The 26,829-nt window shown below is 62.3% G+C and carries 26 protein-coding genes, 1 tRNA gene and 1 pseudogene; 16 read left to right on the top strand and 12 right to left on the bottom strand.

Features of this window, described 5'->3' with window-relative positions:
- The 3 genes from NTZ26_14170 to NTZ26_14160 form a co-directional block, all read left to right on the top strand.
- A partial coding sequence (locus NTZ26_14170) for an energy transducer TonB (GenBank protein ID MCX6561646.1) occupies positions 1 to 423 on the top strand: 423 nt, incomplete at its 5' end.
- A 45-nt stretch (positions 424 to 468) separates the two neighbouring features.
- A complete protein-coding gene (locus tag NTZ26_14165) occupies positions 469 to 1,143 on the top strand; it encodes a MotA/TolQ/ExbB proton channel family protein (protein MCX6561645.1) in 675 nt (224 codons plus the stop codon).
- Between the two features lie 35 nt (positions 1,144 to 1,178).
- Entirely contained in the window at positions 1,179 to 1,601 is a 423-nt protein-coding gene (locus tag NTZ26_14160) for a biopolymer transporter ExbD (GenBank protein ID MCX6561644.1), read from the top strand.
- A gap of 514 nt (positions 1,602 to 2,115) precedes the next feature.
- Here NTZ26_14160 and larE read toward each other — a convergent pair.
- The 6 genes and pseudogenes from larE to NTZ26_14130 form a co-directional block, all read right to left on the bottom strand.
- Complete coding sequence (larE, locus tag NTZ26_14155) at positions 2,116 to 3,018, bottom strand: ATP-dependent sacrificial sulfur transferase LarE (protein ID MCX6561643.1); 903 nt, start codon at positions 3,016 to 3,018, stop codon at positions 2,116 to 2,118.
- Positions 3,019 to 3,058: 40 nt separating this feature from the next.
- Positions 3,059 to 3,973: pseudogene (gene ispG, locus NTZ26_14150) on the bottom strand (flavodoxin-dependent (E)-4-hydroxy-3-methylbut-2-enyl-diphosphate synthase).
- Positions 3,974 to 4,356: 383 nt separating this feature from the next.
- Positions 4,357 to 5,688: an RIP metalloprotease RseP gene (rseP, locus tag NTZ26_14145; protein MCX6561642.1), complete on the bottom strand. Its 1,332-nt coding sequence runs from the start codon at positions 5,686 to 5,688 to the stop codon at positions 4,357 to 4,359.
- Positions 5,681 to 6,847 carry a 1-deoxy-D-xylulose-5-phosphate reductoisomerase gene (locus NTZ26_14140; protein MCX6561641.1) on the bottom strand — a complete coding sequence of 389 codons (1,167 nt, stop codon included), beginning with the start codon at positions 6,845 to 6,847 and terminating at the stop codon, positions 5,681 to 5,683. Before NTZ26_14140 ends, rseP begins: the two co-directional genes overlap by 8 nt.
- A 6-nt stretch (positions 6,848 to 6,853) precedes the next feature.
- Entirely contained in the window at positions 6,854 to 7,660 is an 807-nt protein-coding gene (locus NTZ26_14135; protein ID MCX6561640.1) for a phosphatidate cytidylyltransferase, read from the bottom strand.
- Positions 7,657 to 8,430 carry an isoprenyl transferase gene (locus tag NTZ26_14130; protein MCX6561639.1) on the bottom strand — a complete coding sequence of 258 codons (774 nt, stop codon included), beginning with the start codon at positions 8,428 to 8,430 and terminating at the stop codon, positions 7,657 to 7,659. Before NTZ26_14130 ends, NTZ26_14135 begins: the two co-directional genes overlap by 4 nt.
- A 105-nt stretch (positions 8,431 to 8,535) precedes the next feature.
- Between NTZ26_14130 and NTZ26_14125 the strand changes: the two genes are divergently transcribed.
- From NTZ26_14125 to NTZ26_14110, 4 genes are all read left to right on the top strand, one after another.
- A complete protein-coding gene (locus NTZ26_14125) occupies positions 8,536 to 8,775 on the top strand; it encodes a HypC/HybG/HupF family hydrogenase formation chaperone (GenBank protein ID MCX6561638.1) in 240 nt (79 codons plus the stop codon).
- Position 8,776: 1 nt separating this feature from the next.
- Positions 8,777 to 9,883, top strand: a complete 1,107-nt coding sequence (hypD, locus tag NTZ26_14120) for a hydrogenase formation protein HypD (GenBank protein ID MCX6561637.1) — start codon at positions 8,777 to 8,779, stop codon at positions 9,881 to 9,883.
- The gene (gene hypE / locus NTZ26_14115; protein ID MCX6561636.1) at positions 9,883 to 10,875 is read left to right on the top strand and encodes a hydrogenase expression/formation protein HypE; all 993 of its coding nucleotides are present in this window, start codon (positions 9,883 to 9,885) and stop codon (positions 10,873 to 10,875) included. The genes hypD and hypE overlap by 1 nt, the downstream gene beginning before the upstream one ends.
- Before the next feature lie 99 nt (positions 10,876 to 10,974).
- A complete protein-coding gene (locus tag NTZ26_14110; protein MCX6561635.1) occupies positions 10,975 to 11,478 on the top strand; it encodes a nitroreductase family protein in 504 nt (167 codons plus the stop codon).
- 249 nt (positions 11,479 to 11,727) lie between these two features.
- On the opposite strand, the gene NTZ26_14105 is transcribed toward NTZ26_14110, so the two are convergent.
- Genes NTZ26_14105 through NTZ26_14085 form a run of 5 tightly spaced genes read right to left on the bottom strand, consistent with a single transcriptional unit; the run spans position 11,728 to position 16,260 of the window.
- Positions 11,728 to 13,047 (bottom strand): nucleotide sugar dehydrogenase, encoded by a 1,320-nt coding sequence (locus NTZ26_14105; protein ID MCX6561634.1) that lies wholly within the window; start codon positions 13,045 to 13,047, stop codon positions 11,728 to 11,730.
- The gene (locus NTZ26_14100) at positions 13,044 to 13,985 is read right to left on the bottom strand and encodes an SDR family oxidoreductase (GenBank protein ID MCX6561633.1); all 942 of its coding nucleotides are present in this window, start codon (positions 13,983 to 13,985) and stop codon (positions 13,044 to 13,046) included. Before NTZ26_14100 ends, NTZ26_14105 begins: the two co-directional genes overlap by 4 nt.
- Positions 13,986 to 14,013: 28 nt before the next feature.
- Entirely contained in the window at positions 14,014 to 14,556 is a 543-nt protein-coding gene (gene cysC, locus NTZ26_14095; protein MCX6561632.1) for an adenylyl-sulfate kinase, read from the bottom strand.
- A gap of 29 nt (positions 14,557 to 14,585) precedes the next feature.
- Positions 14,586 to 15,956, bottom strand: a complete 1,371-nt coding sequence (locus tag NTZ26_14090) for an alkaline phosphatase family protein (GenBank protein ID MCX6561631.1) — start codon at positions 15,954 to 15,956, stop codon at positions 14,586 to 14,588.
- 43 nt (positions 15,957 to 15,999) lie between these two features.
- Positions 16,000 to 16,260, bottom strand: coding sequence for a CopG family transcriptional regulator (locus tag NTZ26_14085; GenBank protein MCX6561630.1), 261 nt, complete (start codon positions 16,258 to 16,260; stop codon positions 16,000 to 16,002).
- 123 nt (positions 16,261 to 16,383) lie between these two features.
- Between NTZ26_14085 and NTZ26_14080 the strand changes: the two genes are divergently transcribed.
- From NTZ26_14080 to NTZ26_14040, 9 genes are all read left to right on the top strand, one after another.
- The gene (locus NTZ26_14080) at positions 16,384 to 17,334 is read left to right on the top strand and encodes a PhoH family protein (protein ID MCX6561629.1); all 951 of its coding nucleotides are present in this window, start codon (positions 16,384 to 16,386) and stop codon (positions 17,332 to 17,334) included.
- Between the two features lie 9 nt (positions 17,335 to 17,343).
- The gene (locus NTZ26_14075) at positions 17,344 to 19,725 is read left to right on the top strand and encodes an HDIG domain-containing protein (protein MCX6561628.1); all 2,382 of its coding nucleotides are present in this window, start codon (positions 17,344 to 17,346) and stop codon (positions 19,723 to 19,725) included.
- On the top strand, positions 19,685 to 20,104 hold the full coding sequence (gene ybeY, locus NTZ26_14070; GenBank protein MCX6561627.1) for an rRNA maturation RNase YbeY: 420 nt from the start codon (positions 19,685 to 19,687) through the stop codon (positions 20,102 to 20,104). Before NTZ26_14075 ends, ybeY begins: the two co-directional genes overlap by 41 nt.
- A 1-nt stretch (position 20,105) precedes the next feature.
- On the top strand, positions 20,106 to 21,365 hold the full coding sequence (locus NTZ26_14065; GenBank protein ID MCX6561626.1) for a hemolysin family protein: 1,260 nt from the start codon (positions 20,106 to 20,108) through the stop codon (positions 21,363 to 21,365).
- A 46-nt stretch (positions 21,366 to 21,411) separates the two neighbouring features.
- Positions 21,412 to 22,659, top strand: coding sequence for a GTPase Era (gene era / locus NTZ26_14060; protein ID MCX6561625.1), 1,248 nt, complete (start codon positions 21,412 to 21,414; stop codon positions 22,657 to 22,659).
- Between the two features lie 46 nt (positions 22,660 to 22,705).
- Positions 22,706 to 22,781: transfer RNA gene (locus NTZ26_14055), tRNA-His, on the top strand.
- A gap of 245 nt (positions 22,782 to 23,026) precedes the next feature.
- Entirely contained in the window at positions 23,027 to 23,329 is a 303-nt protein-coding gene (locus NTZ26_14050) for a hypothetical protein (protein MCX6561624.1), read from the top strand.
- Between the two features lie 179 nt (positions 23,330 to 23,508).
- Positions 23,509 to 24,354: a DUF5694 domain-containing protein gene (locus NTZ26_14045; GenBank protein ID MCX6561623.1), complete on the top strand. Its 846-nt coding sequence runs from the start codon at positions 23,509 to 23,511 to the stop codon at positions 24,352 to 24,354.
- A gap of 343 nt (positions 24,355 to 24,697) precedes the next feature.
- Positions 24,698 to 25,381 carry a hypothetical protein gene (locus NTZ26_14040; protein ID MCX6561622.1) on the top strand — a complete coding sequence of 228 codons (684 nt, stop codon included), beginning with the start codon at positions 24,698 to 24,700 and terminating at the stop codon, positions 25,379 to 25,381.
- 514 nt (positions 25,382 to 25,895) lie between these two features.
- Here NTZ26_14040 and NTZ26_14035 read toward each other — a convergent pair.
- Positions 25,896 to 26,819, bottom strand: a complete 924-nt coding sequence (locus tag NTZ26_14035) for a metallophosphoesterase (protein ID MCX6561621.1) — start codon at positions 26,817 to 26,819, stop codon at positions 25,896 to 25,898.
- Positions 26,820 to 26,829: the final 10 nt, after the last annotated feature.

Raw genomic sequence — 26,829 nt, 5'->3', positions numbered from 1 at the left:
CAGATCGCCGAAGAGCAAATCTCCGACGTCGGAATCGAGGGCGGCGTTGAGGGCGGTGTCGAGGGCGGCGTCATCGGCGGCGTCCTGGGCGGCGTCGTCGGAGGCGTCTTGGGCGGCGTCGTCGGAGAAGTCGAAGCCCCGGTTCGGGCCATCGGCGAGATCCGGGCCCCCAAGCTGGTCAAGGAAGTTCCGCCTCTCTATCCGGAGATCGCCCGTCAGGCCCGGGTCGAAGGGATCGTCATCCTGGAAGCCCAGACCGACATTTACGGCCGGGTCCAGAACATCAAGATGCTTCGTTCCATCCCCCTGCTGGACCAGGCGGCCATCGATGCGGTGCGCCAGTGGGTCTACGAGCCGATGATCATCAACGGCCGGCCCCGCGGCGTCATCTTCACCGTCACCGTCCGATTCACCCTGAAGTAAGCACGTAAAGCGTAGAGCTTTCGATACATCTTAGGAGGTACGTCAATGCAATTCGGTCTCGTTGAAATGTGGCAGGCCATGGGCGCCGTGGCCAAAACAGTGTCCCTATTACTAATCGCTTTGTCCATCGTCTCCCTTTATTTCTTTATCGAACGGCAGCTCTTCTTCCGCAAAGCCCACAGCAAGTCCCGGGAAGTCGCCCCCAAGCTGGCCGAAATGCTCAAGGCCGGCCAAGTCAAGGAAGCCCTGGCGCTGGCTTCGAAGAAGGAATACAAGGTCAGCCACCTGGCCCGCGTAACCGCCGCCGGCATTACCGAGTTCCTGAGCGGTAAGGAATCCGGCATCGGCTTCGAAGAGCAGATCGAGACGGCGGCCCGCGGTTGCGACCGCGCCTCCTCGATCTTCAACCAGGAGCTGAAGCGCGGCCTCAGCCTGCTGGCCACGATCGCCACCTCGGCCCCCTTCATCGGCTTGTTCGGCACCATCTCGGGCATCATCAACGCGTTCCGCGGCATGGCCGTGACCGGCTCGGGCGGCATCGGAGCCGTAGCCGGCGGTATCGCCGAAGCCCTCGTCACGACCGCCTTCGGTATCGGCGTTGCCGTCATCGCCCTGTGGTGCTACAACCTGCTGAACACCAAGATCGAAGTCTATGACGCCGAGATGTCCAACACGGCTTCTCAGGTCATCGACTTCTTCGTCCGCAAGCAGGCCAAGTAAGCCCCCCGGGGGAGCTTGCGTCCGGAGGCAATGCCATGAGTATCTCCATCAGCAAGGGGAAGGAACGCCCGCATGCCGAGCCTAACGTCGTTCCCCTGTGCGATGTTCTACTCGTCCTGCTGATCATCTTCATGGTCGTCACGCCCCTCGTCCAGAAGGGCGTTGACGTCCGGCTGCCCGCGGCCATGAATACCGCGAATATGCCGGAAAACCCCGATGTGGTCGTCTACCTCAAGAAGGACGGCACAATCTACTTGAACCAGGACAAGGTCACCAACCAGGAGGCTCTGCAGAGCATGCTGGAAGAAGCCTTTCTAACCGTCGCCGAGAAAAAGCTCTATCTCAAGGCGGACGGGGACCTGGAATACGGCGTGCTGATCGACCTCTACGTGAAGATTCGCGCGGCCGGGATCGAGAATATCGCCATCATCACGGACAAGAAGACCGAGAAGGGATAACCCCTCTCTGCCCTTTCGGCTCGACGACGTCGTCCTACCGTCCTCCCTTCGGGGCGGGCGGTAGGGCGGCGATCTTTATGATCTGATCAGAGACTCGCCTCTCTTACTCCCCTTAATACCCTCTCTCCCTCCCCTTTTGCCTCAGCCCTTGGACTCCGTCCCCCAGAAAGAGCTATCTGTCCGGGAATGACTCGGGAAGCGTCTTTTTAAAGGATCATCTCCTATCTCCGGGAAATGAACGTGGACAGGGGTGTCGGCCAACGGCGAAATCGCAAGGGCGGCGCCTTTTTCCACAACTCTCAGAGGGAACCTGGCTCTTGCCAGGCGCCGAGGGCTGTTTGAGCACGCGACTACCTAACGGAATCGAAACGGAGTGGGTGGTCTCGAGGATCGGATGATCTCGAATGCGGAGTTCCGAGGCGCCGAAGAGAGCTGTGGGAAAAGGCGAGAAGAGCCCGAAGCCGCCGGGACGATACCCCTGGCCGCGTTTCCCGGAGACGGGAGATGAACCTTTTTAAAGGGCCCGCTTCAGGCTGGTCGCCGCCCCTCCCAGGGCCTTCTTCGTTTTGCCGTCCAGAGCTTCGTTCATGCTCCCCGTCCGGTATCCCCCCAAGTCCATCGTCACGTACAAATATCCCAGCTTCTTGAGGTCTTTTTCGATGCGCCCACGTATACCGGGAGAGATCAAACGCGCGAAATCGGCCGCCGGGACCTCGATCCGAGCGATCGAGTCGTGGTGTCTAACCCGAAGCTGGCCGAATCCCAACCGGCGCAGCACGTCCTCCGCCTTTTCGACCCGGCCCAGAGCTTCCGGAGTGATCGGAGTGTCGTAGGGAAAGCGCGAAGCCAGGCAGGCCAGCGACGGCCGGTCCCAAGTCGGAAGGCCGAGCTTCTTGGACAGGCTCCGGATATCCGCCTTGGTCAGTCCCGCTTCGCGGAGCGGCGAGCGTACGCCCAGCTCGGCCGCGGCCCTTGCTCCCGGCCGAAAATCGGAGACGTCGTCGGCATTCTGACCATCGACGACGAAAGCCATCCCTCGCTCCGAAGCCATCGCCGACACCTTCTCCATCAGCTCTTTCTTGCAATGATAGCAGCGCAGCGGCGGATTGGCCGTAAAGTCCGGATTATCCATCTCCGAAGTGGCGATGACTTCGTGCCGAACGCCCAGCTTGCGGGCTAAAGCCCGGGCAGCCCGGATCTCGCGCCCCGGATAGGTGGGTGAGGACGCCGTGACGGCGGCGACCCGATTTCCCAGGACATCGGCCGCAACCTTAAGCAGGAGCGTGCTGTCCACTCCCCCGGAGAACGCCACCATAGCCGATCCCAGGTCCTCGAGAATCGCTCGCAGACGAACCATTTTGCCGGCCGGCCCAAACGCTTTCATCGTCCTCAGGGGCGCTATTTTTTTGGCTTTCATGGGAATTCCTTTCGGGAGAGGTTCAAACAAAAAAAAGGATTTAAGGCTTGCCGCCCAAGACGGCGCGGAGCAGGGCCGGGACGATCTCCGCTTCCGACACCTTGGCCAGAACCTTCCCCGCCTTGAAGAGGACGCCCGTCCCCCGGCCGCAGGCGACGCCGAAATCGGCCTCCCGGGCTTCTCCCGGCCCATTGACCATGCAGCCCATGACCGCGACCGTAATGGGACGATCGCAACCGGCCAGGGCCTTCTCGATGCGGGTCGCAATCCCGGCCAGCGGGCTCTCCGAACGGCCGCAGGTGGGACACGAAACGATCGTGACCCCGCGCCGCCGCAAGCCCAGGCTGGCCAGGATCCGATAAGCGACCCGAACCTCGAGCTCCGGCGGAGCAGTCAGGCTGACCCGGATCGTGTCGGCCAGGCCTTCCGCCAGCAACAGGCCGAGCCCGACGGAAGATTTCACGGCCCCGTCCAGGGCCCCGCCGGCCTCGGTGATCCCGGCGTGAAAGGGGTACCGGCAGGCCTTGGCCAGCCGGCGATAAGCCTCCAGCGTGCGCGGCACGTCCGATGCTTTGAGCGAAACCTTGATCAGTCGAAAGTCGAGGTCCTCCAGGATGCGGATATGCCGGAGGGCGCTCTCGACCATGGCCGCGGCGGTGGCGCCGCCATGGCGGGCCAGAAGGTCCTTCTCGAGGGAGCCGGAATTGACCCCGATCCGGATCGGAACGGCCCGTTCCCGGGCCGCCCGGACGACTTCCTCGACCTTTTTGCGGCCGCCGATGTTGCCAGGATTGATCCGCAGACCGTCCACCCCTTTGGCCAGGCATAGCAGAGCCAGGCGGTGGTCGAAGTGAATATCGGCGATGAGCGGCAGGCTCGTCCCGGCCTTGATCCGGCCCAAGGCCTCGGCCGCCTCGGCGTCGGGGACGGCCAGCCGGACGATTTCGCAGCCCGCTCGATTATATCAGAAAGAAGCAATCGTGCGGAACCGGCACATTCCGGGAAGGGCGGTTTGGGGTGTCGGCCCGGCGGCTTCGGCCTCTTCTCGCCTTTTCCCACAGCTCTCTTCGGCGCCTCCAGCGCTTCGCAGTCCTCGTAGGGACGTCGCTTCGACAGTCCCCGCGAGGGCGGAACTGCGCATTCTAGATCGGACGGTCTTGGAGACCGCCCACTCCATTTCGGTTCCGTTAGATGGCCGCGTGCTCAAACAGCCCTCGGCGGCCGCTGGCTTCCCTCAGAGAGCTATGGAAAAAGTCGCCGGCCTCGCTATTTCGCCGTTGGCCGACACGCCAAACCGTCTGGTCTTCCCGGAATCCGGCAAAATCAAAAAAAATCCGGCTAAAACGGCCAGAGGCTGGCCCAGCCGTTGGGCAGGCGCTTGACAATGTCGTTCATCAGGACGAAGCCGATCAGGACGACGAAGATGACGAACCCGATCTGCATCCAGATCTGGCGAGCCTTGGGGCCCAGGTCGCGCCGGAAGATGCTCTCGATGATCAGGACGAAAAGCTGGCCGCCGTCCAGGACCGGGATCGGGAACAGGTTGAGGATGCCGAGCTGGAGGCTGATCAGGGCGATCCAGCTCATCAGGGCCAGGAAGCCCATCTTGAGGGCAGCGTAGGAGAAGTTGGCGATCTCCAGCGGCCCCCCGATCTGGCGGGCCGAAGTGCGGCCGGTGACCACGTTCTTCAGGAAATCCACGACCAGGAATACGAGCCGTCGGTTCTCCTTGTAGCTCTCGCCGACGGCGGTGAAAAAACCGAACTTCTTCAGCCCCGATTCGGCCGCCTGCAAGACGCCGATCTTGCCGACCTTGCCCTCGCGACGGGGCGTCACGGTCAGGTTCGTCTCGGACCCGGCCCGGCGGACGGTGAAGGCCAGAGGCACGCCGGGGCTCTTCTCCAGCGTCTCGATGAACTTGTAAAAGTAGACCGGCCGGCCTTCGATGGCCAGGATGACGTCGCCGGCCTTGAGCCCGCCCTTCTCGGCCGGCGAGTCCGGCGTGACCATCCGAACTTCGGTCAGGACCTTGCCGTAGAAGCCGGCATAGCCCATGTCGTACTTGGTCCGGCTTTCGGTCGTCAGCGAAACCGGGATGCTCTGACCGTCGCGCCGGATGCCCAGCTTGAGCTCCCGCTCCGGCCGCGAACCGACCGCCATCTCGACGTCGGTCCAGGTCTTGACCGGCCGGCCGTCGATGGCCAGGATGAGGTCGTTCTCGCGCAGCCCGGCCTTCTCGGCCGGCGATCCGGCGTCGATCCAGCCGATGTCGGGGGCCTGGTCCTGGTAGACCGGGACCGAGACGCCGACCATATTGATGCCGGCCACGATGGCCACGGCCAGAAGGATGTTCATGATCGGGCCCATGGCGATGATCAGGAATCGGCGCCAACGGGGCTTGGCCCCGAAATCGTCCGGTTCCAGCTTGCGGCCGGGATCGAAAACTCCCTCCCCCAGGAACCGGACATAGCCGCCGAGGGGCAGGAGGCTGATCCGGTAGTCGGTCGCCCCCTTCTTGAAGCCGAAGAGGCGCTTGCCGTACCCGAAGGAGAAGACTTCGATCCGGACGCCCATCAGCTTGCCCATGAAGAAATGGCCGAATTCGTGAACGAAGACGAGCACGCCGAAGACGATGACGAAGGCCAGAATGGTCCCTAGAAGATTAACCATGGCGAATCCTTTTGGCGATGAGGTGCGCGGCCGAGGTCCGGGCCTCTCGGTCCGCGGCGAAGACGGCGGCCAGGTCGGCCGGGTCGGTCCGGCGATGATGGTCCATAACCTCGCTCACGACTGCGGCGATGCCGGAGAACCCGATCCGGCCGGCCAGGAACGCCTCTACGGCCGCTTCATTGGCCGCGTTCAGGGCGGCGGGTGCGGTCCCGCCCGAGGCCAGGGCGGCCCGGGCGACGCGGAAGAGGGGAAAACGATCTTCCTCCACCGACCGGAATTCCAGACGGCCGATCGCGGCCAGGTCGAGCGGCGCGGGTGCGGAAGGCAGGCGGTCGGGGTAGGTCATGGCATATTGGATGGGAATGCGCATGTCGGTCGGCCCGAGCTGGGCCAGAACCGAGCCGTCGCGCATCTCGACCAAGGCATGGACGACACTTTGGGGATGGATGAGGACGTCGAGCCTGGCCGGCTCAATGTCGAAAAGCCAACGGGCCTCGATGAGCTCCAGCCCCTTGTTCATCAGGGTCGCCGAGTCGATCGTCACTTTGCGGCCCATCCGCCAGCGGGGATGCCGCAAGGCCTGCCGGACCGTCCGGCTCTCGATCCGGGCCAGGGGCGTGTGCAGGAAGGGGCCGCCGGAAGCCGTCAGAATGACCCGCCTGACCAGCCGAGGATCCTGCCCGGACAGACACTGGAAGATGCCGCTGTGCTCGGAGTCGACCGGCAGGATCGTCGCCCCGGCCCGGGACGCCGCGCGGCGCAGGAACGCGCCGGCCACGACCATGGATTCCTTGTTGGCCAAAGCCACGGTCTTGCCGGCCCGGATTGCCGCCAGGGTCGGGCGCAACCCGGCGATTCCGGTGATGGCCGAAACGACCAGGCCGGCCTCGGGCCGGGATGCGGCCTCTTCCGCGCCTTCCGGGCCGACGCCGATCTCGACCCTCCGGCGGCCAAGAAGCGCCCGCAAGCGCCCCGCGTCTTCGGGCCGGGCTAGGGACACGAAGCCGGGCCGGAACTCCTCAATCTGGGCCGCCAGAAGCGCCAAGTTCGTCCCGGCCGCCAGGGCCGCGATCCGGAATGATTTCGGCCGGCGGCGGACGACGTCGAGGGTGGAAAGGCCGATGGATCCGGTCGAGCCGAGGACGGCGATAGCCCGCATCGATCGTTATTTCCAGAAGAGTCGGACGAAATAATAGAAAAACGGAGCCGCGAGCAGGAAGCTGTCCACCCGGTCGAGAAAGCCGCCGTGGCCGGGCAGGAGGTTGGAGGAATCCTTGACCCCGGCAGCCCGCTTGAACAGAGACTCCAAGGGATCGCTCATCTGGGCCACGGCATGGACGACGACTCCGCAGGACGCCGCGGCCAGAAGCCCGATATACGGCAGCAGGAGAAACCGGACGGCTACGGAGCCGGCCAGGGCGAAGACGAGGCCTCCGACGGCCCCCTCCCATGTTTTTTTGGGGCTGGCCAGCGGTGCCATTTTATGCCGGCCCAGGGTTTTACCGATCAGGTAGGCGCCCGTGTCGCCCAGAAAGATGACCAGAAAGAGGAAATAAATCCCGTCCTTCCCTTCCCCGACCCGGATCCAGTAGAGGTAGTTCATGGGCAAGGCGACATAGACGGCGCCGAAAAAGGTCAGGGCGATGCCCGAAGGGAAGACGGCCAGCTTCTCGACGCTGTCGACGGAGGCCAGAAAATAGGCCCCGGCCGCGAGAAGCCCGAGGAACAGAGCCAGGGCCAGGGGAAATCGCGGGAACAGGAACGAGGCGCTGATCATGAGGGCCGTGGCCAGGCCGATCAGCCGTTGGGGGCGGAGCCGGCGGCGGCGGGCCAGGTTGTAGAATTCCCACAGGGCGGCCAGGATAAAGAATTGAACGGCGGCGAAGAAGCCCCAAGCCGGGGCCCATTGGACGACGGACAGCAGAATGGCCAGCAGGAAAAGGGCCGTGGGAGTCCGCTGGCGGTCGCTCATCGGGCGGATCGGACGTCGCCGAAGCGGCGGTTGCGGGATTGGTAATCGAGCAAAGCCTGAAAGAAGTGGACCTTGCGGAAATCCGGCCAGAAGACCGGTGTGACCCAAATCTCCGCATAAGCGATCTGCCAGAGCAGGAAGTTGGAGATCCGCAGCTCGCCGCTCGTCCGGATCAGAAGATCGGGGTCGGGCAGGCCGGCGGTGTAGAGATGGCGGGCGAATTCGGCCTCGTCGACATCCTCGGGCTTGAGGCGGCCGTCGCGCAGGATGTCCCTGACCGCGTCCACGATCTCGGTCCGGGCGCCGTAATTGAGGGCCAGGCCGACCGTCATCCGACGGTTCGAAGCGGTCACGGCCTCGACCCGGTCGAGCTGGCGGACCAGGCTGGCGGGCAAGCCTTCCCTCCGGCCCAGCACTTTCAGGCGCAAATCGTTGTCGATCAGAATCTTGTCTTCCTTGATGAGGTACTGTTCCAGGACCCGAAACAGGGTCGCAACCTCGCGCCGGGGCCTCTTCCAATTCTCCTGGGAGAAAGCATATAGGGAGAGCACCCGGATGCCCGTGCGGGCCGCCGTCTCCACGATCTCCTTGACCGACTTGATCGCCGCCCGATGCCCGTCCACGCGGGGCCGGCCTTTCTCTTTGGCCCAGCGGCCGTTGCCGTCCATGATGACGGCGACATGGGCCGGCAGGCGGCCGGGATCGAGCTTTGCGGCCAGAGCCTCGGCCTCGCTCCCGGGTTCGAGAAAGCCCTTCCAAGCGTCGAGCATGGACGCCATTATAGGTCGTCCCCCCCTCCCGGGTCAACCGCATTTCCGACAGATTTGGTAGACTATAGCGGCCACTTCTGCTACTCTATCGGCGAGAGGTCCGCCATGTGCCTGGGCATTCCGTCGAAAATCATCGAGCTCGATTCCGCCTTCAAAACCGGACGCGTCGATCACCTGGGAACCCGGGTGGCGGCCGATTTCGCCCTCATCGACGATCCCCGGATCGGCGACTGGGTCATCCTCCACGCCGGGTTTGCCATTTCCCGCCTGGACGACGAGGAAGCCCAAAAAACGCTCGAGCTGCTGCGCGAGATTGCCGCCAAAGACGCCTCGTTCCTCTCCTGACATGCCCAAAGCCGACCCTTACCAGGATCGAACCACGATCGAGGCCCTGCTGCGCCGCGCAACCTCGATTCGTGAAACGATCCCGGGGCCTTGCCGCCTGATGGAAGTCTGCGGCACTCACACCATGGCCGTTCATCGCAGCGGCCTCAAGAGCCGGCTTGGCGAGGCCGGAATCGAGCTGGTGGCGGGGCCGGGCTGCCCGGTCTGCATCACGCCCAACGACGTCCACGAGGCCGCGTTGAGCCTGGTGTCGGAGCGGGAGGACTTGATCCTAGCCGCCTTCGGCGACATGACCCGGGTGCCGACCAGGCGCGGCTCGCTGCAGAGCGCCGCGCCGGCCCAGGGGTCGTCGGTCCGAGTGGTCTATTCGCCGCGGGAATCCCTTGATCTGGCCCGCCGCCACCCCGACAAAGAGGTCGTGTTTTTCGGGGCCGGGTTCGAGACGACCATTCCGGCCATCGCCTTGACGGCGCGCCGGGCGGCCCGGGAGAAAATCGCCAACTACACCGTTCTGACGGCCCTCTGGATCATCCCTCCCCCGCTGCGGGCCATCCTGCAAGCCAAAGACGCCCGGATCTCGGGCTTTCTCTACCCCGGCCATGTCTCGGCCGTGATCGGCCCCCGGGCCTACGATTTCGTGGCCGAGGAATTCGGCTTGCCGGGCGCCATCGCCGGATTCGAGCCGGCCGACATCCTCCTGGGCGTCCTTTCCATCCTGGAACAGATGGCCGAAGGCAAGCCCCGGGTGGGTAACGCTTATGCCCGCGTCGTCGGTCCCGACGGAAATCCGCTGGCGCGGGCCGTCATGGCCGAGATCCTGACGGAGAAAGACGCCGTCTGGCGCGGGCTCGGCCTGATCCCGAAGAGCGGCCTTCGGCTCCGGAGCGAGTACGCCGCCCAGGACGCTGAACACCGGTTCGGCCTGGCTTTGGGCGGTCCGGCGGCCGACCTGCCCGGATGCCGCTGCGGCGACGTCCTGAAGGGGATCATCGAGCCCCCCGGATGCCCCCTTTTCGGCCGGGCCTGCCGGCCCGACCTGCCCCACGGCCCCTGCATGGTTTCGTTCGAAGGCGCCTGCCTGGCATTCTATAAATATGGACGGAAATAATGACCACCGACAGGATCGGACTCGACCTCGGAAACGGCGGCAAGGCGATGCGCGACTTCATCTCGGGCCGGATTCTTCCCGCCTTCCGCAATCCGCTGCTGGCGCCGCTGCTCGATGCCGGCCGCCTGCCGGAAGGATTCGCCTTCACGACCGACAGCTACGTCGTCGATCCTCCCGTCTTCCCCGGCGGAGACATCGGCACGCTGGCCGTCAACGGGACCGTCAACGACCTGGTCGTCTCGGGGGCGCGCCCTCTCTATCTCTCGCTCGGCCTCATCCTGGAGGAAGGGCTGGAATGGACCCTGCTCGACCGAATCCTGCGCTCCATCCGCCGGGCTTCGGCTGCGGCGGGGGTGAAGGTCGTAACGGGCGACACAAAAGTCGTGCGGCGCGGACAGGGCGACAAGATCTACATCAACACGTCCGGCCTCGGGCGGATCGTGGCCGAGCCTGCGCCGCGCAAGATCAAGCCCGGCGATGCGGTCATTGTCACCGGAACGCTGGGCGAGCATAGCCTGGCGATATTATCGGCCAGGGGGGAATACGGGTTCGAGAGCTCGACGCGGAGCGATTGCGCGCCTCTGAACTTCCTCCTCCCGGTTTGGAAGTTCGGGGCCCTCTGGATGCGCGACATCACCCGGGGCGGTCTGGCGACAGTGCTCTCCGAACTGGCCGAGAGCCTCCCCTATCCCGTCCTGATCGAAGAGACGGAGGTCCCCCTCTCCAAGCCGGTCCGCGGCGCAACCGAGATTCTGGGCATCGATCCTCTTTATCTGGCTTGCGAAGGCCGGGCCGTGGTTGTGGCGCCCAAGGCGAGGGCGGAGGCGATCCTGCGCAAGATCGCCGCCCATCCGTTGGGGAGAAAAGCCCGCATCATCGGCCGGATCGGCGGGAGCGAGGGCCGGGCCGGCGAGCTGCTGCTCCGGACGACGTCGGGCGGATTGCGCCTTCTCGAGCCTCTGACCTCGGAGCTTCTCCCCCGCATTTGCTGAAGGGGTCAGGTCTCAACATTCAACATATCTAGTATTTCAGCCGAATTTCGCCATAACGAGAAAAGGCGTCTTTGTAATAGCCACTCAGGAGAATCGAACATGGAATTTAAAGAACTCATCCAGGCCCGATACAGCGTCAGGGCATACAAAACCGACCCGGTCGGGGAAGACAAGCTGGCTCGCATCCTCGAGGCCGCCCGCCTGGCGCCGACTGCGGCCAACCGGCAGCCTTTTCGCATCCTGGTCATCCCAACAGCCGGCCGACAGCTGGAGCTGGCCCGGATCTATCCCCGGCCCTGGTTCGTCCAGGCTCCCCTGCTCATCGCCGGCTGCGGCGTGCCGGCCGAGAACTGGGTCCGCCGCGACGGCAGAAACTACAACGACGTCGACGTCACGATCGCCATGGATCACCTGATCCTGGCGGCGGCCAACGAGGGACTTGGGACTTGCTGGGTGGCAGCCTTCGATCCGGACGCGGCCCGCGAGGTGTTGAAGCTCGAGCCTGGCCTCGAGCCCGTGGCCTTCACCCCTTTGGGCTACGCCGCCGACGCCCCGCGTCCCAAACAGCGCAAAGCGTTGGGAGAGTTAATTAGAAAGCTTTAAATAGAGCCAACCGATGCTTTCTCTTTTAAACTTTAGCGAGGGGTTTGGGGGTGAGCGCCGATGCGGAAATTTCGCTGCGTGTTCTCGTTTTTAGAGGGAATCCGTCCCGGAAAGAGGACGGACGGCGAGGATGTCTGAGCGGACCGTACAAAACCGTTGAATCGATGCGGGACGCGAGTTCCGAGCCGCCGATAAAAACGAGACGCCACGGCGTAAAAATTTCCGCCAGAGCGAACCCCCAACCCCGAGCTACGCCTTGACGACGTTCTTCCGCGGCTTCTTGACGGCGTTGCGGCTGTCGATGACCAGCTTGGCGTTGCGGACGATCCAGTCGTAGTCGTAGCAGGAGTGGTCGGTCGAGATGATGACTGCGTCCGCCGCCCGCAGGCGCTTTTCGGTCAACGGCACCGAGGCCAGGTCCATCCCCGGGTACTCGCGATGGCCGCGGCTCTCCGGCACGTAAGGATCGTTGTACTCCACCTTGATGCCGCGCTTCATCAGCAAGTCGATGATCTTGAGCGAAGGCGACTCGCGCTGGTCGTCGATGTCCCGCTTGTACGCGATCCCCAACACCAGCACCTTGGCTCCCTTGATCGACTTGCCCCGCTCCGACAGCGCTTCGATCATCTTGTTGATCACGTAATACGGCATGGCCGTGTTGATCTCGCCCGCCAGCTCGATGAACTTGGTCGAGTAGTCCACCTCGCGCGCCTTCCAGGTCAGGTAGAACGGGTCGATCGGGATACAGTGCCCGCCCAGCCCCGGGCCTGGATAGAACGGCATAAACCCGAACGGCTTGCTCGAAGCCGCCTTGATGACTTCCCAGACGTCGATATCCATCCGGTCGAAGATCATCTTCAGCTCGTTGACCAAGGCGATGTTGACGCAGCGGAAGATGTTCTCCAGCAGCTTGGTCGCCTCGGCGGCCCGCGTCGAGCTGACCGGGACGGTCTTGACCACCACTTGGCCGTAGAGCACGTTGGCGACGTCCATGCAGTCTTTCGTATACCCGCCTACAACCTTCGGCGTATTCGAGGCCGAGTAAACGGGGTCGCCGGGATTCTCGCGCTCGGGCGAAAAGGCCAGGAAAAAATCTTTACCCGCCTTGAGTCCGCCCGCCTCCAGGATCGGCAGCATATCTTCGTCCGTGGTGCCCGGATAGGTTGTGCTTTCCAGGACAACCAACTGGCCCTTGCGCAGGTACTTGGCGATCATCCGGGTCGTATCCAGGACGAACGACAGGTCCGGGTTGCGGTGGGCGTCCAGCGGCGTCGGGACGCAGATGATGACTGCATCGGCCTCGGGGAGCCGGGTGAAATCGGTCGTCGCTTCGAGCTTCTTGTCCTTCAGGTAGCCCTTCAGCTCGTCCGTCGAGATGTGCTTGATGTAGCTGCGGCCCTTGTTCAGCATCGTCACCTTGCGGTTGTCGATGTCGAAGCCCAAGACCCGAAAGCCCTTGTTGACGAAGGCTTTGACCAGGGGCAGGCCGACATATCCCAGGCCGACGACACCGATCACCGCCTTGCGGTCGAGTATGCTGGCCTCGAAGGCCCGACTTTGCTGGCTCATGGCTTGGCTCTCTCCTTGTACCACTGGACCGTCCGCCGCAGTCCTTCATCGAAAAGAACGAGGGGATGGAAATTTATCCGGGCGACCGCCCGGCTGATGTCGGCAAACGAATGCTTGATGTCGCCGGGCCGGGGCGGCTCATATACCGGCCGCGCCGGCCGGCCGAGAATCTCGCCGATCCGGGCCGTCAGGGCGTTGACCGTGATCCGCTCGGCGCAGGCCACGTTGAGGGCTTCGCCGGCGAGTCCGGGGGCTTCCGCGGCGCGGATGTTGGCCTCGATGATGTTCTCGATGAAAGTAAAATCGCGCGACTGCTCGCCGTCGCCATAGATAACCGGCGATTGCCCCGCCAGAATCCGGGTGATGAACAACGGGATGGCCGCCGCGTACTGCGAGAACGGGTCCTGCCGGGGCCCGAAGACGTTGAAGTAGCGCAGGCTGACCGTGGACAGGCCATAGGTCACGGCGAAGGTCTGGAGGTACTTCTCCCCGACCCATTTGCTGACGGCATACGGCGAGAGGGGCCGGCCCTCGTTCCCTTCGACTTTGGGCAATCCGGGATCGTCGCCGTAGACGGACGACGAGGAGGCAAAGACCAGCCGCCGGACGCCGCCCTTGGCCGCCGCCCAGAGCATGTTGAGCGTGCCCCGGATGTTGATTTCGTTGGTCGTGAAGGGATCTTCGACCGATCGCGGCACGGACGGAAGGGCCGCCTCGTGGAAGACGACTTCCATCCCGGCCACGGCCCGGCGGCACGTCTCCAGGTCGCGGATGTCGCCTTCGAGGATCTCGACGGCATCGCCCAGATGAGCCAGGTTTTCGCGCTTGCCGGTCAGGAAGTTGTCCAGAACGCGGACCCGATGGCCGCGCTTAACGAGCCCTTCGGCCAGATGGGAACCGATAAACCCGGCCCCGCCGGTAATGAGATAGGCTGTCATATCGTCCCCCCTCCTCGAAGGGCGGATTTTAATCCAGATAGCCGCGGTCTTTCAAGGCCTGCAGCAGCCGGTCCGTGCTTTGGGCCAGGTTTTCCTTATCGGTCTCGATGACGAGCTCGGGCTTGGCGGGTTCCTCGTAGGGGTCCGAGATTCCCGTAAACTCCTTGATCTGGCCGGCTATGGCTTTCTTGTACATGCCCTTGACGTCGCGTTCGATGCAAACGTCGAGCGGGCACTTGACGAAAACCTCGAGGAACTCGCCGATCTGCCGGCGGGCGTTGTCGCGCATCTCGGCGTAGGGGGAGATGAACGAGGTCAGGACGACGACTCCATTGCGGGTCAGGAGCTTGGATACGAAAGTCACCCGCCTGATGTTCTCGTCGCGGTCGGCCTTGGAAAAGCCCAGGTCGCGGGTCAGATCCTGGCGGACGATGTCGCCGTCCAGCCGCTCGACTTTGTAGCCTCGGTCCTTGAGAATCTCGGCCGCCCGGTCCGCAATGGCCGACTTGCCCGAGCAGGGCAGGCCGGTAAACCAGACCGTGACGCCTTTGTGATCGTGATCATCGCACATGATTGATGCAACTCCTTCGTCGGCCCTGGTCAAAGGACGGGCCGGCCTCGCATGTCGGCCGGAACGGCAAGCCCCATCCGGGTCAGGATGGTGGGCGCCAGATCCAGGATATCGACGTCCCGCCGGACCGAAGTCCGATCGGCGGGATCGTACAAGATATACATGCCTTCCTGGGCGTGGACGGCGTCGTCCGGCCCGGTGTCGTTCTCCGCCAGGTACACGGCGCCCCAGCCCAGGGTTCCGGCCGAACGCCAATAGAGGTCGTCGAAATAAACCATCAAGTCGGGGTAGTCGCCGCGCAGCTCCGGGTAGAACTCGTTGGGCTTGATGACCCGGGTCGCCCAGGCCTCCCCCTGCGGCCCGCGGATCGCCCGCAGCCGCTCGGCCAGGGCTTCGCGCTCGGCCTCGTAGTCCTCGGGCTTGATCGTGCCCTGCGGTTCCCGCCCTTCGACGTTGAGGAAGATGCGGGCGTAATAGCCGCCCCAGCCCCAGGCCCGGGTCCGGCTCCAGTCGATCGGGGTCTTCTCGATGTTGGCCCCCCGCTTGGGCGGCTCTTTGAGGACGAGGTCGCCCTGCTCGATCAGCCATTCGTTGACGCAGAACGCGCCCTTCATCCGTTTGGCGCCGTGATCGGAGACGGCCAGAAGCACGGTGTCGTCGGGGACGGCTTCGAGCAGGCCGCCGATCTTCTCGTCCAGAAACTTATAATAGTCCATGATCGCCCGCTCGTACTTGTGGCCGGGCTCATAGAGATGGTGAGTCGCGTCGTGGAACTTCCAGAAGGCGTGCTGGATGCGGTCGACCCCGATCTCGACGAACCAGAAAAGGTCCCAGGGCTTGGTCTTGGCCAGCCAGGTCATAACCTCGAATCGCTTGGCCGTCATGTCATAGATGGCCTGCAGGATCTTGTCCCGGTCCTCGGTCCGGAAGACGACGTCGAACGGATAGGGGCCGAAGCGGTCCTCGATCTCGGCTTTGAGGCCGGCCGGATAGGTATATTCCTTGTCGGCGCCCGGCGTGATGAAGCACCCGATCAAGTTCCCGGCGATTTTCCGGGGCGGGTAGCTCGGCGGGACGCTGACCAGGACGCTTGGCCCTCCCTGAGCGCCCAAGATATCCCAGACCGCCGGCTCTTTGACCGATTGCGAAGTGGCGATCCACATCTTGTCGTAAGTGTACCCGTTGCGATGCCGGAAGCCGTAGAGGCCCAGCCGCCCGGGGTCTTTCCCCGTGGCCATGACCATCCAGGCCGGGATGGTGATCGGGGGGTCGGAGCTTCGCATCCTGCCGTGATGGCCGCCCGCGATCATCCGGCTGAGAATCGGGAGCTCGTCCCGGCGGTCGAGAACGATCTCGGGCGGAGCGCAGTCGAGCCCAATGACCATCAATTTGCGTCTCATGGGTGCTTCCTCCCCGCGGCTCGGTCCGATCGCCGGTCGGGGTTCAATCGATATATCCGAGCGCTTTCAGGCGCTCTTTGACCTTTTCCTCGTCCTCCTGGCTGAAAGGGTCGCTGTTGCCGGGCCCTTTGGATAAAGCCTCACGGATGGCGCCGACGATATAACTCGATACGGTCTTGATCTCCGTCCCCTTGATGGCGCACTCGATTTCCTCGATCAGGGTCGTAGGGATCGACACCGTCGTGAATTCCTTGCCCATGACCATCTCCTCGGACGGGTCCAAAGCCCGCAAAATTAAAGCCATATATACACTATCGGCCGGAGTTTTTCAATCGGCGCTCAGCGCTCAGCGCCTCATATTGACAAACCGGCCTGAAAGGTGTTTATTATCTGTTCCCCATGAGCAAAGGCTCCTGACCCGCCCGATATGGAAATCATCACCTACCCGTTTGTCAAGAAACCCGCCTTTCTGGGCGTTCTCGACCGCAATTTGAAGAAGATCGAGGACCGGCTGGGCCTTAGCCTCAGCCTGCGCGGCGACAGCCTCTACCTGGACGGCGACCTGGTCAAGTTGGAGAACGCCAAGGCCTATTTCGAAAAGCTCCGCGATCTCGAGGAGAAGGGCTACGATCTCAAGGAGAGCGACTTCCATATCGTCCTCGACTTGATCGAGGAGGATCGGACCAAGCCGCTGGAGCATTACTTTCCGGCCGAGCCCCTGACCCTCTCGCGCAAGTCCGTCGCCCCCAAAAGCCTCAATCAGAAGGAATATATCGAGGCCATCCGCCGCCACGACGTCGTTTTCGGGATCGGGCCCGCCGGCACCGGCAAGACCTACCTGGCGATGGCCATGGCCCTGTCGTTTTACCAAAACAAGCAGGTGTCCCGGATCGTCCTGACCCGGCCGGCGGTCGAAGCCGGCGAGCGGCTGGGCTTCCTGCCCGGCGACATGCTGCAGAAGGTCAACCCCTATCTCAGGCCTCTGTACGACGCCCTCTTCGACCTCGTCCAGGCCGACCAGGCCCAACGCCTGATCGAGAAGAACATCTTGGAAATCGCCCCGCTGGCCTACATGCGCGGCCGAACCCTTAGCTCGGCCTTCATCATCCTGGACGAGGCCCAGAATACGACCCGCGAACAGATGAAGATGCTGCTGACCCGAGCCGGCTACGACTCCAAGGTCGTCATCACGGCCGACGTCACCCAGATCGACCTCCCCCAACCGAACAAATCCGGCGTCATTCACGCCATGAAGGTTTTGGCCCCGATCAAGGAAATCGCCTTCTGCAAGTTCACGGACAAAGACGTGGTCCGGCACCCCCTGGTTCAGAAGATCATCAAGGCCTACGAAAAGGCCGAGACGCGGGCGCAAGAATAAGCCCCGGCCATGCCGCTCATCTCGTTTAAGAATGTCCGCCTGTTTAAGGCCGGACCCGCTCCCGCCAAGCGCCCCGGCTCGCGCGAGGACCAGGCCGGCCGCCGACGCCGCTTTTACGAAAACCCGGTTTTTCTGATCCTGGTCTTCGGGTCGGGGTTGGCCGCATTGACCTCGACCTCCCCCATCCGCCCCCTGCCGGGTCTGCGGGAGGGCCAGGCCGCTCCGGCTGACATCGTCTCGCCCGCCGATATCCAGGTGGAGGACAACGAGACGACCAACCAGCGCCGAGGGGCCGCCGAGGCCGGCATCCTGCCGGTCTACGGCTTTGATCCCAACGTCTTCCTGGACGCCGAGGACAAAGTCCGCCGCCTCTTCACCCTGGGCCGGGAGACGGCGCCGGCCGGCCGGAGCGATTTCGCCGGGCTCCAGAAGATGGTCTACGACCGGTTCGGGATCGAGCTCGGCACGGCCGACCTCGAGGCTCTGAACAAAGCCGGATTCGGGAGCGACATCGAAACCGCCCTGGTCAACATCCTGGAAAAATATTCGGCCCGCGGCATCCTCCTCTCCAAAAGCCTGTTCAACGAGCGCGAGCCCGAGCGGGGCCTGGCCGTCCTGCGCGGCCGGGACGGCGAGAAGACCGTCCGGGTCCAGGATGTCCTGGACGTCCGGGAGGCCAAATCGCTGATCGTCCTTGACGTCAACGCCTTGGAGCTGACACCCCGGAAGAAAGGCCTGCTGATCAGCCTGGCTTACGGGTTCCTGGCCCCCAACATCACCTTCAACAAGGTCGAGACCGAAGCCCGCAAGACGAACGCCCGAGCTCGAGTCGAACCGGTCTACTTCACGGTCGCCAAGGGCCGGACGATCCTCCGCAAAGGCGAGGAAGCCACGGCCGACACCGTCAAGCGGATCGATGCGATCAACCGCGTTCTGCGGCCGGCCCGCACCTTGCCGGCCGCGATCGGCGCCTTCTGCCTATTCAGCCTTTTGCTGACGGCCTTATGGTTCTACCTCCTTTCGCTCCATCCCTTCCGCTTGGCCTGGAAGTACTTTCTGATGGCCGGCCTGACTTTGAGCCTGTCCCTGGTGCTGGATCGGCTGGGGGCTTCGCTGGCCGGAGCGGCCAGCCTCAACGCTCGGTTCTTCCTATTCCAAAGCGCCGAGAGCGCCGCCTTCGCCATCCCCTTCCAGTTCGGCGTCCTGTTGTTCGCCTTCCTGACGACCAACGCCGTGGCCCTGATGTTCGCCGTCCTCAACGCCCTGCTGGCCGGCTATCTGCTGGGGGCCAATCTCCTTCTCGCGGTCTACGGTCTGGTGGGCGGCATCGCCGCGATCTATGGCATCAAATACTACCGCAAGGCCAAACGCACCTCGGCCCTCAAAGCCGGTCTTTTCGTCGTCGGCCCGGTCAACATGCTGTTGGGACTCATCATCTTCCTGCTCGAAGGGCGGCCGGGCGGCCTGGAGACATTGGCCGCCAACGTCTTCATGGCCCTCATCGGCGGCATCCTGGGCGCCGGTTTGGCCTTCGTCCTCCTGCCGATCTACGAGAATATCTTCCGTTTTTTAACCCAGTCGAAGCTTCTGGAGCTGACCAACTCGGAATCGCCCCTCTTCCGCCAACTGGCGCTCCAAGCGCCCGGCTCATACCATCACTCGCTGGTCGTCGCCCAGCTGGCCGAGAAGGCGGCCGAGGAGATCGGCGTCGATGCCCTGTTGGTTAAAGCCGGAGCCCTTTATCACGACATCGGCAAGATCAAGATGCCCGAGTACTTCGTCGAGAACAAGGATAAAAAGTTCGACGCCCACAAGGACCTGACGCCCAGCATGAGCGCGCTGGTCATCGTCAATCATGTCAAGGAAGGCGCCGAGCTGGCCCGCAAGGAGCGCCTCCCGGCCGAGATCCGGGAGATCGTCGAGCAGCACCACGGAACCTCGCTGGTGCGGTACTTCTACCTCAAGGCCAAGGAAAAGTACGATCCCGACATGCACAAGATCGGCGAGGAGACGTACCGATACCCCGGCCCGTCGCCCCAGACCAAAGAAGCCGGGCTGGTCATGCTGGCGGACTCCGTCGAGGCCGCTTCGCGCAGCCTCAAGTCGCAAAAAGAGGACAGCCTCAAGCGGGTCGTCCGGGACATCTTCGACAACTACCTGCAGGACGGCCAGCTCGACGACTGCGGCTTCTCCCTGCGCGAGCTGCGGGCCGTGGCGGCCTCCTTCCTGGCCACCCTGAAGACCGTCTACCAGCCGCGGGTCGAGTACCCGGGCTTCGATTTCGAGCCGAAAAAGAAAAAAAAGACCGAGCCGGGCCCGCGCAACGGGAACGGCGGATGGACGAACGGACATGATCGAGATCCTCAACCGCCAGACGCGCCAAAGGATTGACCGGGCCGGCCTGCTCCGCCTGCTGCGGCGCCTGACCCGCTTCTACGGCGTCCGCAAGCCCGGGCTGTCGCTCGTCTTTGTCGGCGACACCGCGATTCGCACGCTGAACCGGGCCTACCGCGGCCAGGACAAGCCGACCGACGTCCTGAGCTTCCCGGTGATGGCGCCGTCGCCGGAAGGCGATTTCTATATGGGCGACATCATGATCTCGGTGCCCCGGGCCGAGCGGCAGGCCCGCGACCTGGGCCACAGCCTGCGGCACGAGATCGAGTTCCTGACGGTGCACGGCTTTCTCCACCTGCTCGGGTTCGAGCACTTCCGGGGCCACGAGGACCAGGAGGCCCGCCTGGCCGCCCTCCTCTGGCCGAAGGGGGCTTGAAGTGGCCTGGGCCGCCTATGCCGCCTGGACCGGGATGGTCCTCTGCTTCCTGGCCGGTTTCTTCCTGTCGCTCTTCCACATGGCCGTGGGCGATATGTCCAAGATCGCCATGAGCCGCTATCTGGAAGACCAGGACAGGGCCTACCGGACGCGCATTCTGGACCGCTTCGAGGAGATCAAGCTGGCCGCCGATGTCGGCCGGGTGATCTTCGTTTTGGCTTTCTTCATCACCGTCGACCTCGGTCGGCCCGGGCTGCACTACCGGCCGCTCCTTTGGGTGGTCTTCGTCCTGGGCGTCTACGCCGTCGTCTTCGATGCCGTGCCCCGCATCCTGGCAGGCCTGTTTCGGGAGCGGCTGCTCGGCCTCTTCCTGCCGTCCCACCGCATCCTCCTGGCCCTGTCCGCGCCGGCCCTCCTTCTGACCCGCTGGCTCATCCGCCGCGAAGAGATCGAGGAGGCCGCCGAGGAGGACCGCGAGGCGAGCGACGAGGAGATCGAGACGTTCCTGGACGAAGCCCAGGAGGAAGGCATCATCGAGCACGACGAGCACGAGCTGATGCGGAGTGTCGTCGAGTTCGGCGATACCGTGGTCCGGGAGATCATGACCCCCCGGGTGGACATGGTCTGCATCCGGCGCGACGCCAGCCTGCAGAAGCTCCGTAACCTGATCATCGCCGAGAAGTACTCGCGCATCCCGGTTTACCGCGACCGGGTGGACAACGTTGAAGGCGTGGCCATGGCCAAGGATCTCCTGCCGTTCGGCGAGCGCGAGCACGACGCGGCCCCCCTGGACGCCCTGCTGCGGCCTGCGGTCTTCGTCCCCGAATCCATGAAGGTGACGGAGCTGCTCAAAGAGTTCCGCAAGGTCAAGCAGAAAATGGCCATCGTCGTCGACGAGCACGGCGGGGTATCCGGACTGGTGACCATGGAAGACGTCATGGAGGAGCTCGTCGGCGAGATTCAGGACGAATACGACGCCGAAGAGGCCCAGATCGTCACCAACGCCCCCGACGACATCACCGCCTCGGGCGACGTCAAGGTGGAGGAGCTTGAGGATTTGTTCGATCTGGAGCTCGCGGGGGACGATTTCATCACCGCCAGCGGCCTGATCGCCCACGCCCTGGGACGCCTGCCGATCAAAGGCGAAGTTTTGACCATAAAAGGTTTGCGATTTGAAGCCCTGGAAGTGGACCCCAAACGGATCAAAAAGGTCCGGATTCGTCTGGCCGATCCCGGCGAGGCCGAACCCCAGACCGACTGAGCGGACCGGCCCGGCCGGCCGCAGCGACCCGAAAAGAGAGGAACCTATGGCGACCCGTAAGCCCGCCGCGGCCGAAAAGGCCAAGCCGTCCGCCAACAAGCCCAAGCCGAAGCCGGAAATCAAGGCCAAGCCCGCGCCCAAGACGAAGCCCAAACCCGCCGCCAAACCGAAGTCGAAGCCCGGGCCGGAAGCGAAGACCCCGCCGGCAGCCAAGAAGCCCCGCGCTCCCCGCCTCCCCCGCACCCTGAGCGTACCCGAGCCCGAGGCGCCCCCGACCACCCGAGTCGGCTATGTCGCCCTGATCGGGCGGCCCAACGTCGGCAAGTCGACCCTGCTCAACCGCATCATCGGGCAGAAGATCAGCATCATCTCCGACAAGCCGCAGACGACCCGGATCAGCATCCTAGGCATCCACACCACGGACAAGGGCCAAATCATCTTCATCGACAACCCGGGCATCCACAAGCCGCTCCACCATCTCAACAAGAGGATGATGAACTTCGTCTACGCCTCGCTGGAAACGGCCGACATCGTCTGCCTGATGATCGACGCCACCGAGAAGTTCGGGCACGGCGACGAGTTCGTGCTGGAAACGATGCGCAAGGTCAGCAAGCCGGTCTTCTTGTTGATCAACAAGGTCGATATCGTCCGTAAGGACGTCGTTTTGCTTTTAATCGATCGCTACAAGGACATCCTGCCGTTCAAGGAGATCATCCCGATCTCGGCGGCCACGGGGACGAACGTGGACGTCCTGGAGCGGCTGCTCTTCGACCACCTGCCCCTTTCCCCCAAGCTCTACGGCGACGAGGACGTCACCGATCAATCCAGACGGTTCCTGCTGGCCGAGATCATTCGTGAAAAAGTCCTGGCCCATGTCGAGAAGGAGCTGCCCTGGGTGACGGCCGTCTACATCGACGCCATGGAAAAGCGGAACCCCGACGGCAGCGTCGCGGCCGAGGACGCCGCCGCGGAATTCGGCGGCGAGCCAGACGTCGAGCTGGCCGAGGGCGAGGCCCCGAGCGAGTACACTCCTCCCCAGGAAGTGGAGCGATTCAAAAAGCCCGCCCCCGAGGTCATCATCCCCAAATCCGAGCGCCGCGAGCTGCGCGAGCCCGTGACCTACATCAAGGCCTCGATCTTCGTCGAGCGCGACAACCACCGCAAGATCATCATCGGCCGCCAGGGCAAGACGATCCGCCAGATCGGGATCGAAGCCCGGCGCGAAATTCAGGACATCCTGGAGAGCCGGATCTACCTCGACCTGCGGGTTCGGGTCCGCCCCGGTTTTTGTTGACTTTGCGGCCCCCCCGTGCGAAAATCGAGCGCCGTTTTCCCCCGCGGTGGGTGTAGCTCAATGGTTAGAGCATCGGACTGTGGATCCGAAGGTTGGGGGTTCAAGTCCCCTCACCCACCCCACTTTTGAGTTTGCCCCATTTCGAAGAGTATGTCGAACGGCTTATTCCAATAAATTCTTGTGGTTACACCCTTCAATTCGCAGTTCGATACCAGGATTTTCATGATTCTCTTTATTGCGGTAGTTGGCCATTTCGGTTATCGTGGTTTGTGCCAGATTGGAGTACTAGCGCCGCGTTTTTACTAGCCGCGCAAGTACTGCCGCTCAATTCCGGCGTTCTTCTTACGCCAAAAGGAGGGAGCCTCGAATGGAAAGAAGGAACTGTTGGATAGTGATGAAGTGCGGAAGGCAGCCGGGAGGTGAGAATGCGGAGGAACTTGGCATATGTCCGGCGGCGTTGCCCAATGAATATTTTGATAGTATCAACAAAGGCGAGCATTGCGGCAGGTTTTGTTGGGCTGTGGCAGGGACTCTCTGTGGAGGAAAAACGCAGGGAACTTACGCCAAGAAGTTTATGGATTGCCTTGGCTGTGCGTTTCTGAAGCAGGTGAATGAAGAGGAAGGCGGAAATTTCATCCTGACACCCAAAAAAGCTAAGGGGAATTTATAGGTCGGAATATTGCAAACGGAAGCGATTGCGGGCAACCAGCGGCCCCCTGGCGCCTCTTTCATCAATAGATCATTCGGACTTTCTTATCAATATATTAAGGTCCACCCGCGCTGAGTCAACCTTTCGTCGGTCCTGATCGTATATTCTATTGAAATCCCACTTTCTTAAGGAATGACCCGATGAGAAAATCCCCTTGCGGACTAGCCTCGCCAAGCCTGGCGGTATTCGTGTTTTTTGCGGTTGCCTTGTCCATAACCGCCATGGCGCAAACCCCTCCGCTGCAACGTGACGAAATCCTGATCCTGGGCACTTATCACATGGCCAATCCGGGACGCGATATCTTCAATATGTCCGCCGATGACGTGCTCTCGCCTAAACGGCAGGCCGAAATCGGCGAGCTCCTCGAAGTCTTGAAACGGTTTAAGCCGACGAAGATCGCCATCGAGTCCACGGTGTATGAGGATCGCCGCCCGAAGCAGTATGCCGATTACCTGGCCGACAAATACACGCTGTCCCAGAACGAGATTGACCAGATCGGTTTCCGGCTGGCGAAGGAACTCGGGATGAAGGCCATCTACCCGGTGGACATCGACGGCGATTTTCCCATGCAACGGGTGCACAACTTCGCCAAAGCCAAGGGGCAGTCGCAGATCATGGACCAGTTAATGTTTGAGATCGGCGAGATGGTCAAGCAGCAGGATGCCTACCTCCATTCGCACAGCGTGCTAGAGACACTGCTCTATATGAACGACGATACGAAGGTCGCGCAGGACGTCGGATTCTACTTGCGCGAAGCCCACATGGGAGAACCGGGCGACTATGCCGGACCGGACCTGCTGGCCAGTTGGTATCAGCGCAACATCCGAATTTACAACAATATCGCAAATATCATTGCATCCCCGAACGAACGTGTGCTGGTGATCTATGGGGCCGGCCATCTGGGCTGGCTCCGGCAGATCGTCACTAACGATCCAGCCATGAAACTCAGGAAATTATCGGAATTTGTCAGACCCAAGACGAACTGATGGACCAGGGCGCGATTTCCGTCTGGCGGGAAACGAATTGCTGATCTCACTCAGCGCCTTATCGAACGCGGACTTAGGGCATGGTCGCACTTGTTGAAACAGACCGGGTGCGACGCTTCTTTATTCTATTCAGGCTTTATGGGGGCAAAATTCCCCTAAAAAAGTTACTGACAAAATGGACGGGAAATGGGGTGCGGGTCAGCTTTCCCGATCATTGACATTTCCGCACGCCAAGCGATAGAGTGTCGGCATGACTGAGGGGAGTTTCCGCCCGGGGCGGCAATTTGTAAGATCGCAAAAAAAACATATTCCTATCCTTCAAACATATCATGGGAGGTGTTCAATGAAGATCTGGGCCATGCTGTTGACGGTATTGTTGTGCACACCGGCAATCATGTCGGCGCAGGGCTCGACGGCGAGTATCGACGGAACGTGGAACATCGTGATGAACGGTTACGGCGGTAAGATTACCTTCAGTAGCGGGGGGGGCTTCCTCAACATGAGCGGATATCCGCAGGAGAAGATCAAAGACCTCCGTTTCGACGGGTCAGCGATCCAATTCACCCGGGTGTCATCTTTGGGCCCCACGGGCGATCAGGTATTCACGGGGACCGTCACCAGCAATACGATGCAGGGAACGCTCACCCAGACGAGTATCCCCGGCAGCATCTATCAATGGAACGCCACACGACCCAAGTTGATCCCTCCGCCTCCGACTGATATTAATTTCGGGGGTCGATGGAATCTGAACGCCGACGGTTTTCATTTCGTTCTCGAACTCGAGCAGCACAACGACCGTTTGCAAGGACGCATGGCCCCGTCGGATCCGCCATCGATAAACACGGAGCCGCCGAGCACGATCGAAGGGACGGTTCAGGGGCGCGAGATCATATTCCGCAGGACTACGCCGGGGATGTTGACCCAGGAATTCCGCGGATACATTTATAACCGGAGCAGCGGAAACACCATAGGCGGAGTATTCGAGTTCAGGGGGGTGTGGAACTTCGGCTGGTATGCAACCCGATAGCTCTGCCAAGGCTTTAATCGGCTACACGGAAGAAGACATGTTCTCAAAAGTTTTGACATCATATTAGTCCAGAAAACTCACATTTTGATGGACCATTTTTCAGGGATTAGATGCCTCGGATCCTTGCCCATAAACTGATCCAAGCTTCCCCCGCAACGCCCCTATTCTCTTCTTTTCTAAGCTGGGATGGCCGCTCGCAACAGCTTCAATTGATTTTGCAGACTCGCCCTCATGAGAATAGTTCGAAGCTCATATATTACGGTACCCCACTTGATTTTCCCCTTATACGCCTGATAAATCAGGCATTTGCGCGGATCACTCAGATATTTGGCTTTCAGTCTCTTTTAGCCGTTTTAAGGCCCTATTAGCCGCGAACACGTCACAAAAGTCGACGAGCCTTTCATGCAGCGTTCATGAGGAAGAAGCTCCCGGGCTCGCGGAAGGGAGTTTGGGGAGAAGTCGCCGACGCGGACATCGAGTGCGTTATCGGATCGGGGCCTCTAATCCCTCCCTCTCATGGCGTAATCTTGCGGCGCGTGATCACGCCCGAATCGACGGTCTGGCCCGTGCGGGAGATGGCGTTGAAGTACATCTCGTCGCCGATGATTTCGGCCGCCAAGAACGCCTGATCGGTATCGAACCCCTTCGCCGTAAGGCCGCTCCGCCGGTCGAGGTTACCCACCCGCAGCCTGCCCCCCGATCCCACGACAAAGTACTCGATCCCTTTTTGCGGCTTCACTCGCTCATAGAAGTGGTCGTGTCCGCTTAGGGCGACGCTTACGTTGTACTTCACCAAGAACGGCTCGAGCACTTTGCGCAGGCTCAGGTCCGAGCCGTGCGTACCGCCTGACGAGTACAACGGTTGGTGGAAGACAACGATCTTCCACTTGCTGCTCGAGGCCTTGAGCTCCTTCTCGAGCCACTCGAACTGCTCCGGTGTGGGGTAGGTAGCCTCGAGCATGAAGAAGCGGACGTCTGGACTCGGATTGAAGGTGTAGTAGAGTTTTCCGTCCATGTTAAATAACTTGTAGAAACGCTGTTCGCGCGCATCATGGTTGCCGAGAGTCGCGTAGAACTTGACGCCGGCCGCCAGGAGCGCCTTGTAGGGAAGCTCGAACTTCACCTTGAAGTCCTGAGGGCGCTCCGCTCCGAGCATGTTATCCCCGACCGTCACGACCGTGTCGAACTTAAACCGCTCGTGGAGCCTGGCCATCTGCTCGCCGAGCTGGTACTGCGCCCGGCTGCCGGTGCCGAAGTCGCCGAGCACGCCAAACTTGAACGAGCCGCCTTTGTTCGGCAGGGGGAATAGCGGTCCGGCAGGCGACGGCTGGGTCTCGGGGCGGATCGCTCCGGCGGTGATGCCGCTGTCCCGGTAACCGACCCCGATGGCAATGAAAACGAACAGGAGCATGATGAGAGACAGATGAAATTTGCGCATGATGATCGCT

It is taken from the genome of Candidatus Aminicenantes bacterium (genome assembly GCA_026393855.1).
Taxonomy (GTDB): domain Bacteria; phylum Acidobacteriota; class Aminicenantia; order Aminicenantales; family UBA4085; genus UBA4085.
Note: the sequence above shows the minus strand (reverse complement) of the source record. Positions and strands in the feature narration are given on the sequence as shown.

Coding starts and splice junctions, on each gene's coding strand:
- larE (MCX6561643.1), bottom strand. CDS start 3,018: ATGAAAGCCAAAAAAATAGCGCCCCTGAGGACGATGAAAGCGTTTGGG.
- NTZ26_14140 (MCX6561641.1), bottom strand. CDS start 6,847: ATGCGGGCTATCGCCGTCCTCGGCTCGACCGGATCCATCGGCCTTTCC.
- rseP (MCX6561642.1), bottom strand. CDS start 5,688: ATGGTTAATCTTCTAGGGACCATTCTGGCCTTCGTCATCGTCTTCGGC.
- hypD (MCX6561637.1), top strand. CDS start 8,777: ATGCCCAAAGCCGACCCTTACCAGGATCGAACCACGATCGAGGCCCTG.
- NTZ26_14125 (MCX6561638.1), top strand. CDS start 8,536: ATGTGCCTGGGCATTCCGTCGAAAATCATCGAGCTCGATTCCGCCTTC.
- NTZ26_14080 (MCX6561629.1), top strand. CDS start 16,384: ATGGAAATCATCACCTACCCGTTTGTCAAGAAACCCGCCTTTCTGGGC.
- NTZ26_14040 (MCX6561622.1), top strand. CDS start 24,698: ATGAAGATCTGGGCCATGCTGTTGACGGTATTGTTGTGCACACCGGCA.
- era (MCX6561625.1), top strand. CDS start 21,412: ATGGCGACCCGTAAGCCCGCCGCGGCCGAAAAGGCCAAGCCGTCCGCC.
- NTZ26_14135 (MCX6561640.1), bottom strand. CDS start 7,660: ATGAGCGACCGCCAGCGGACTCCCACGGCCCTTTTCCTGCTGGCCATT.
- hypE (MCX6561636.1), top strand. CDS start 9,883: ATGACCACCGACAGGATCGGACTCGACCTCGGAAACGGCGGCAAGGCG.
- NTZ26_14110 (MCX6561635.1), top strand. CDS start 10,975: ATGGAATTTAAAGAACTCATCCAGGCCCGATACAGCGTCAGGGCATAC.
- NTZ26_14165 (MCX6561645.1), top strand. CDS start 469: ATGCAATTCGGTCTCGTTGAAATGTGGCAGGCCATGGGCGCCGTGGCC.
- NTZ26_14105 (MCX6561634.1), bottom strand. CDS start 13,047: ATGAGCCAGCAAAGTCGGGCCTTCGAGGCCAGCATACTCGACCGCAAG.
- NTZ26_14085 (MCX6561630.1), bottom strand. CDS start 16,260: ATGGCTTTAATTTTGCGGGCTTTGGACCCGTCCGAGGAGATGGTCATG.
- NTZ26_14130 (MCX6561639.1), bottom strand. CDS start 8,430: ATGCTCGACGCTTGGAAGGGCTTTCTCGAACCCGGGAGCGAGGCCGAG.
- NTZ26_14100 (MCX6561633.1), bottom strand. CDS start 13,985: ATGACAGCCTATCTCATTACCGGCGGGGCCGGGTTTATCGGTTCCCAT.
- ybeY (MCX6561627.1), top strand. CDS start 19,685: ATGATCGAGATCCTCAACCGCCAGACGCGCCAAAGGATTGACCGGGCC.
- NTZ26_14160 (MCX6561644.1), top strand. CDS start 1,179: ATGAGTATCTCCATCAGCAAGGGGAAGGAACGCCCGCATGCCGAGCCT.
- NTZ26_14045 (MCX6561623.1), top strand. CDS start 23,509: ATGAGAAAATCCCCTTGCGGACTAGCCTCGCCAAGCCTGGCGGTATTC.
- NTZ26_14050 (MCX6561624.1), top strand. CDS start 23,027: ATGGAAAGAAGGAACTGTTGGATAGTGATGAAGTGCGGAAGGCAGCCG.
- cysC (MCX6561632.1), bottom strand. CDS start 14,556: ATGTGCGATGATCACGATCACAAAGGCGTCACGGTCTGGTTTACCGGC.
- NTZ26_14075 (MCX6561628.1), top strand. CDS start 17,344: ATGCCGCTCATCTCGTTTAAGAATGTCCGCCTGTTTAAGGCCGGACCC.
- NTZ26_14090 (MCX6561631.1), bottom strand. CDS start 15,956: ATGAGACGCAAATTGATGGTCATTGGGCTCGACTGCGCTCCGCCCGAG.
- NTZ26_14035 (MCX6561621.1), bottom strand. CDS start 26,819: ATGCGCAAATTTCATCTGTCTCTCATCATGCTCCTGTTCGTTTTCATT.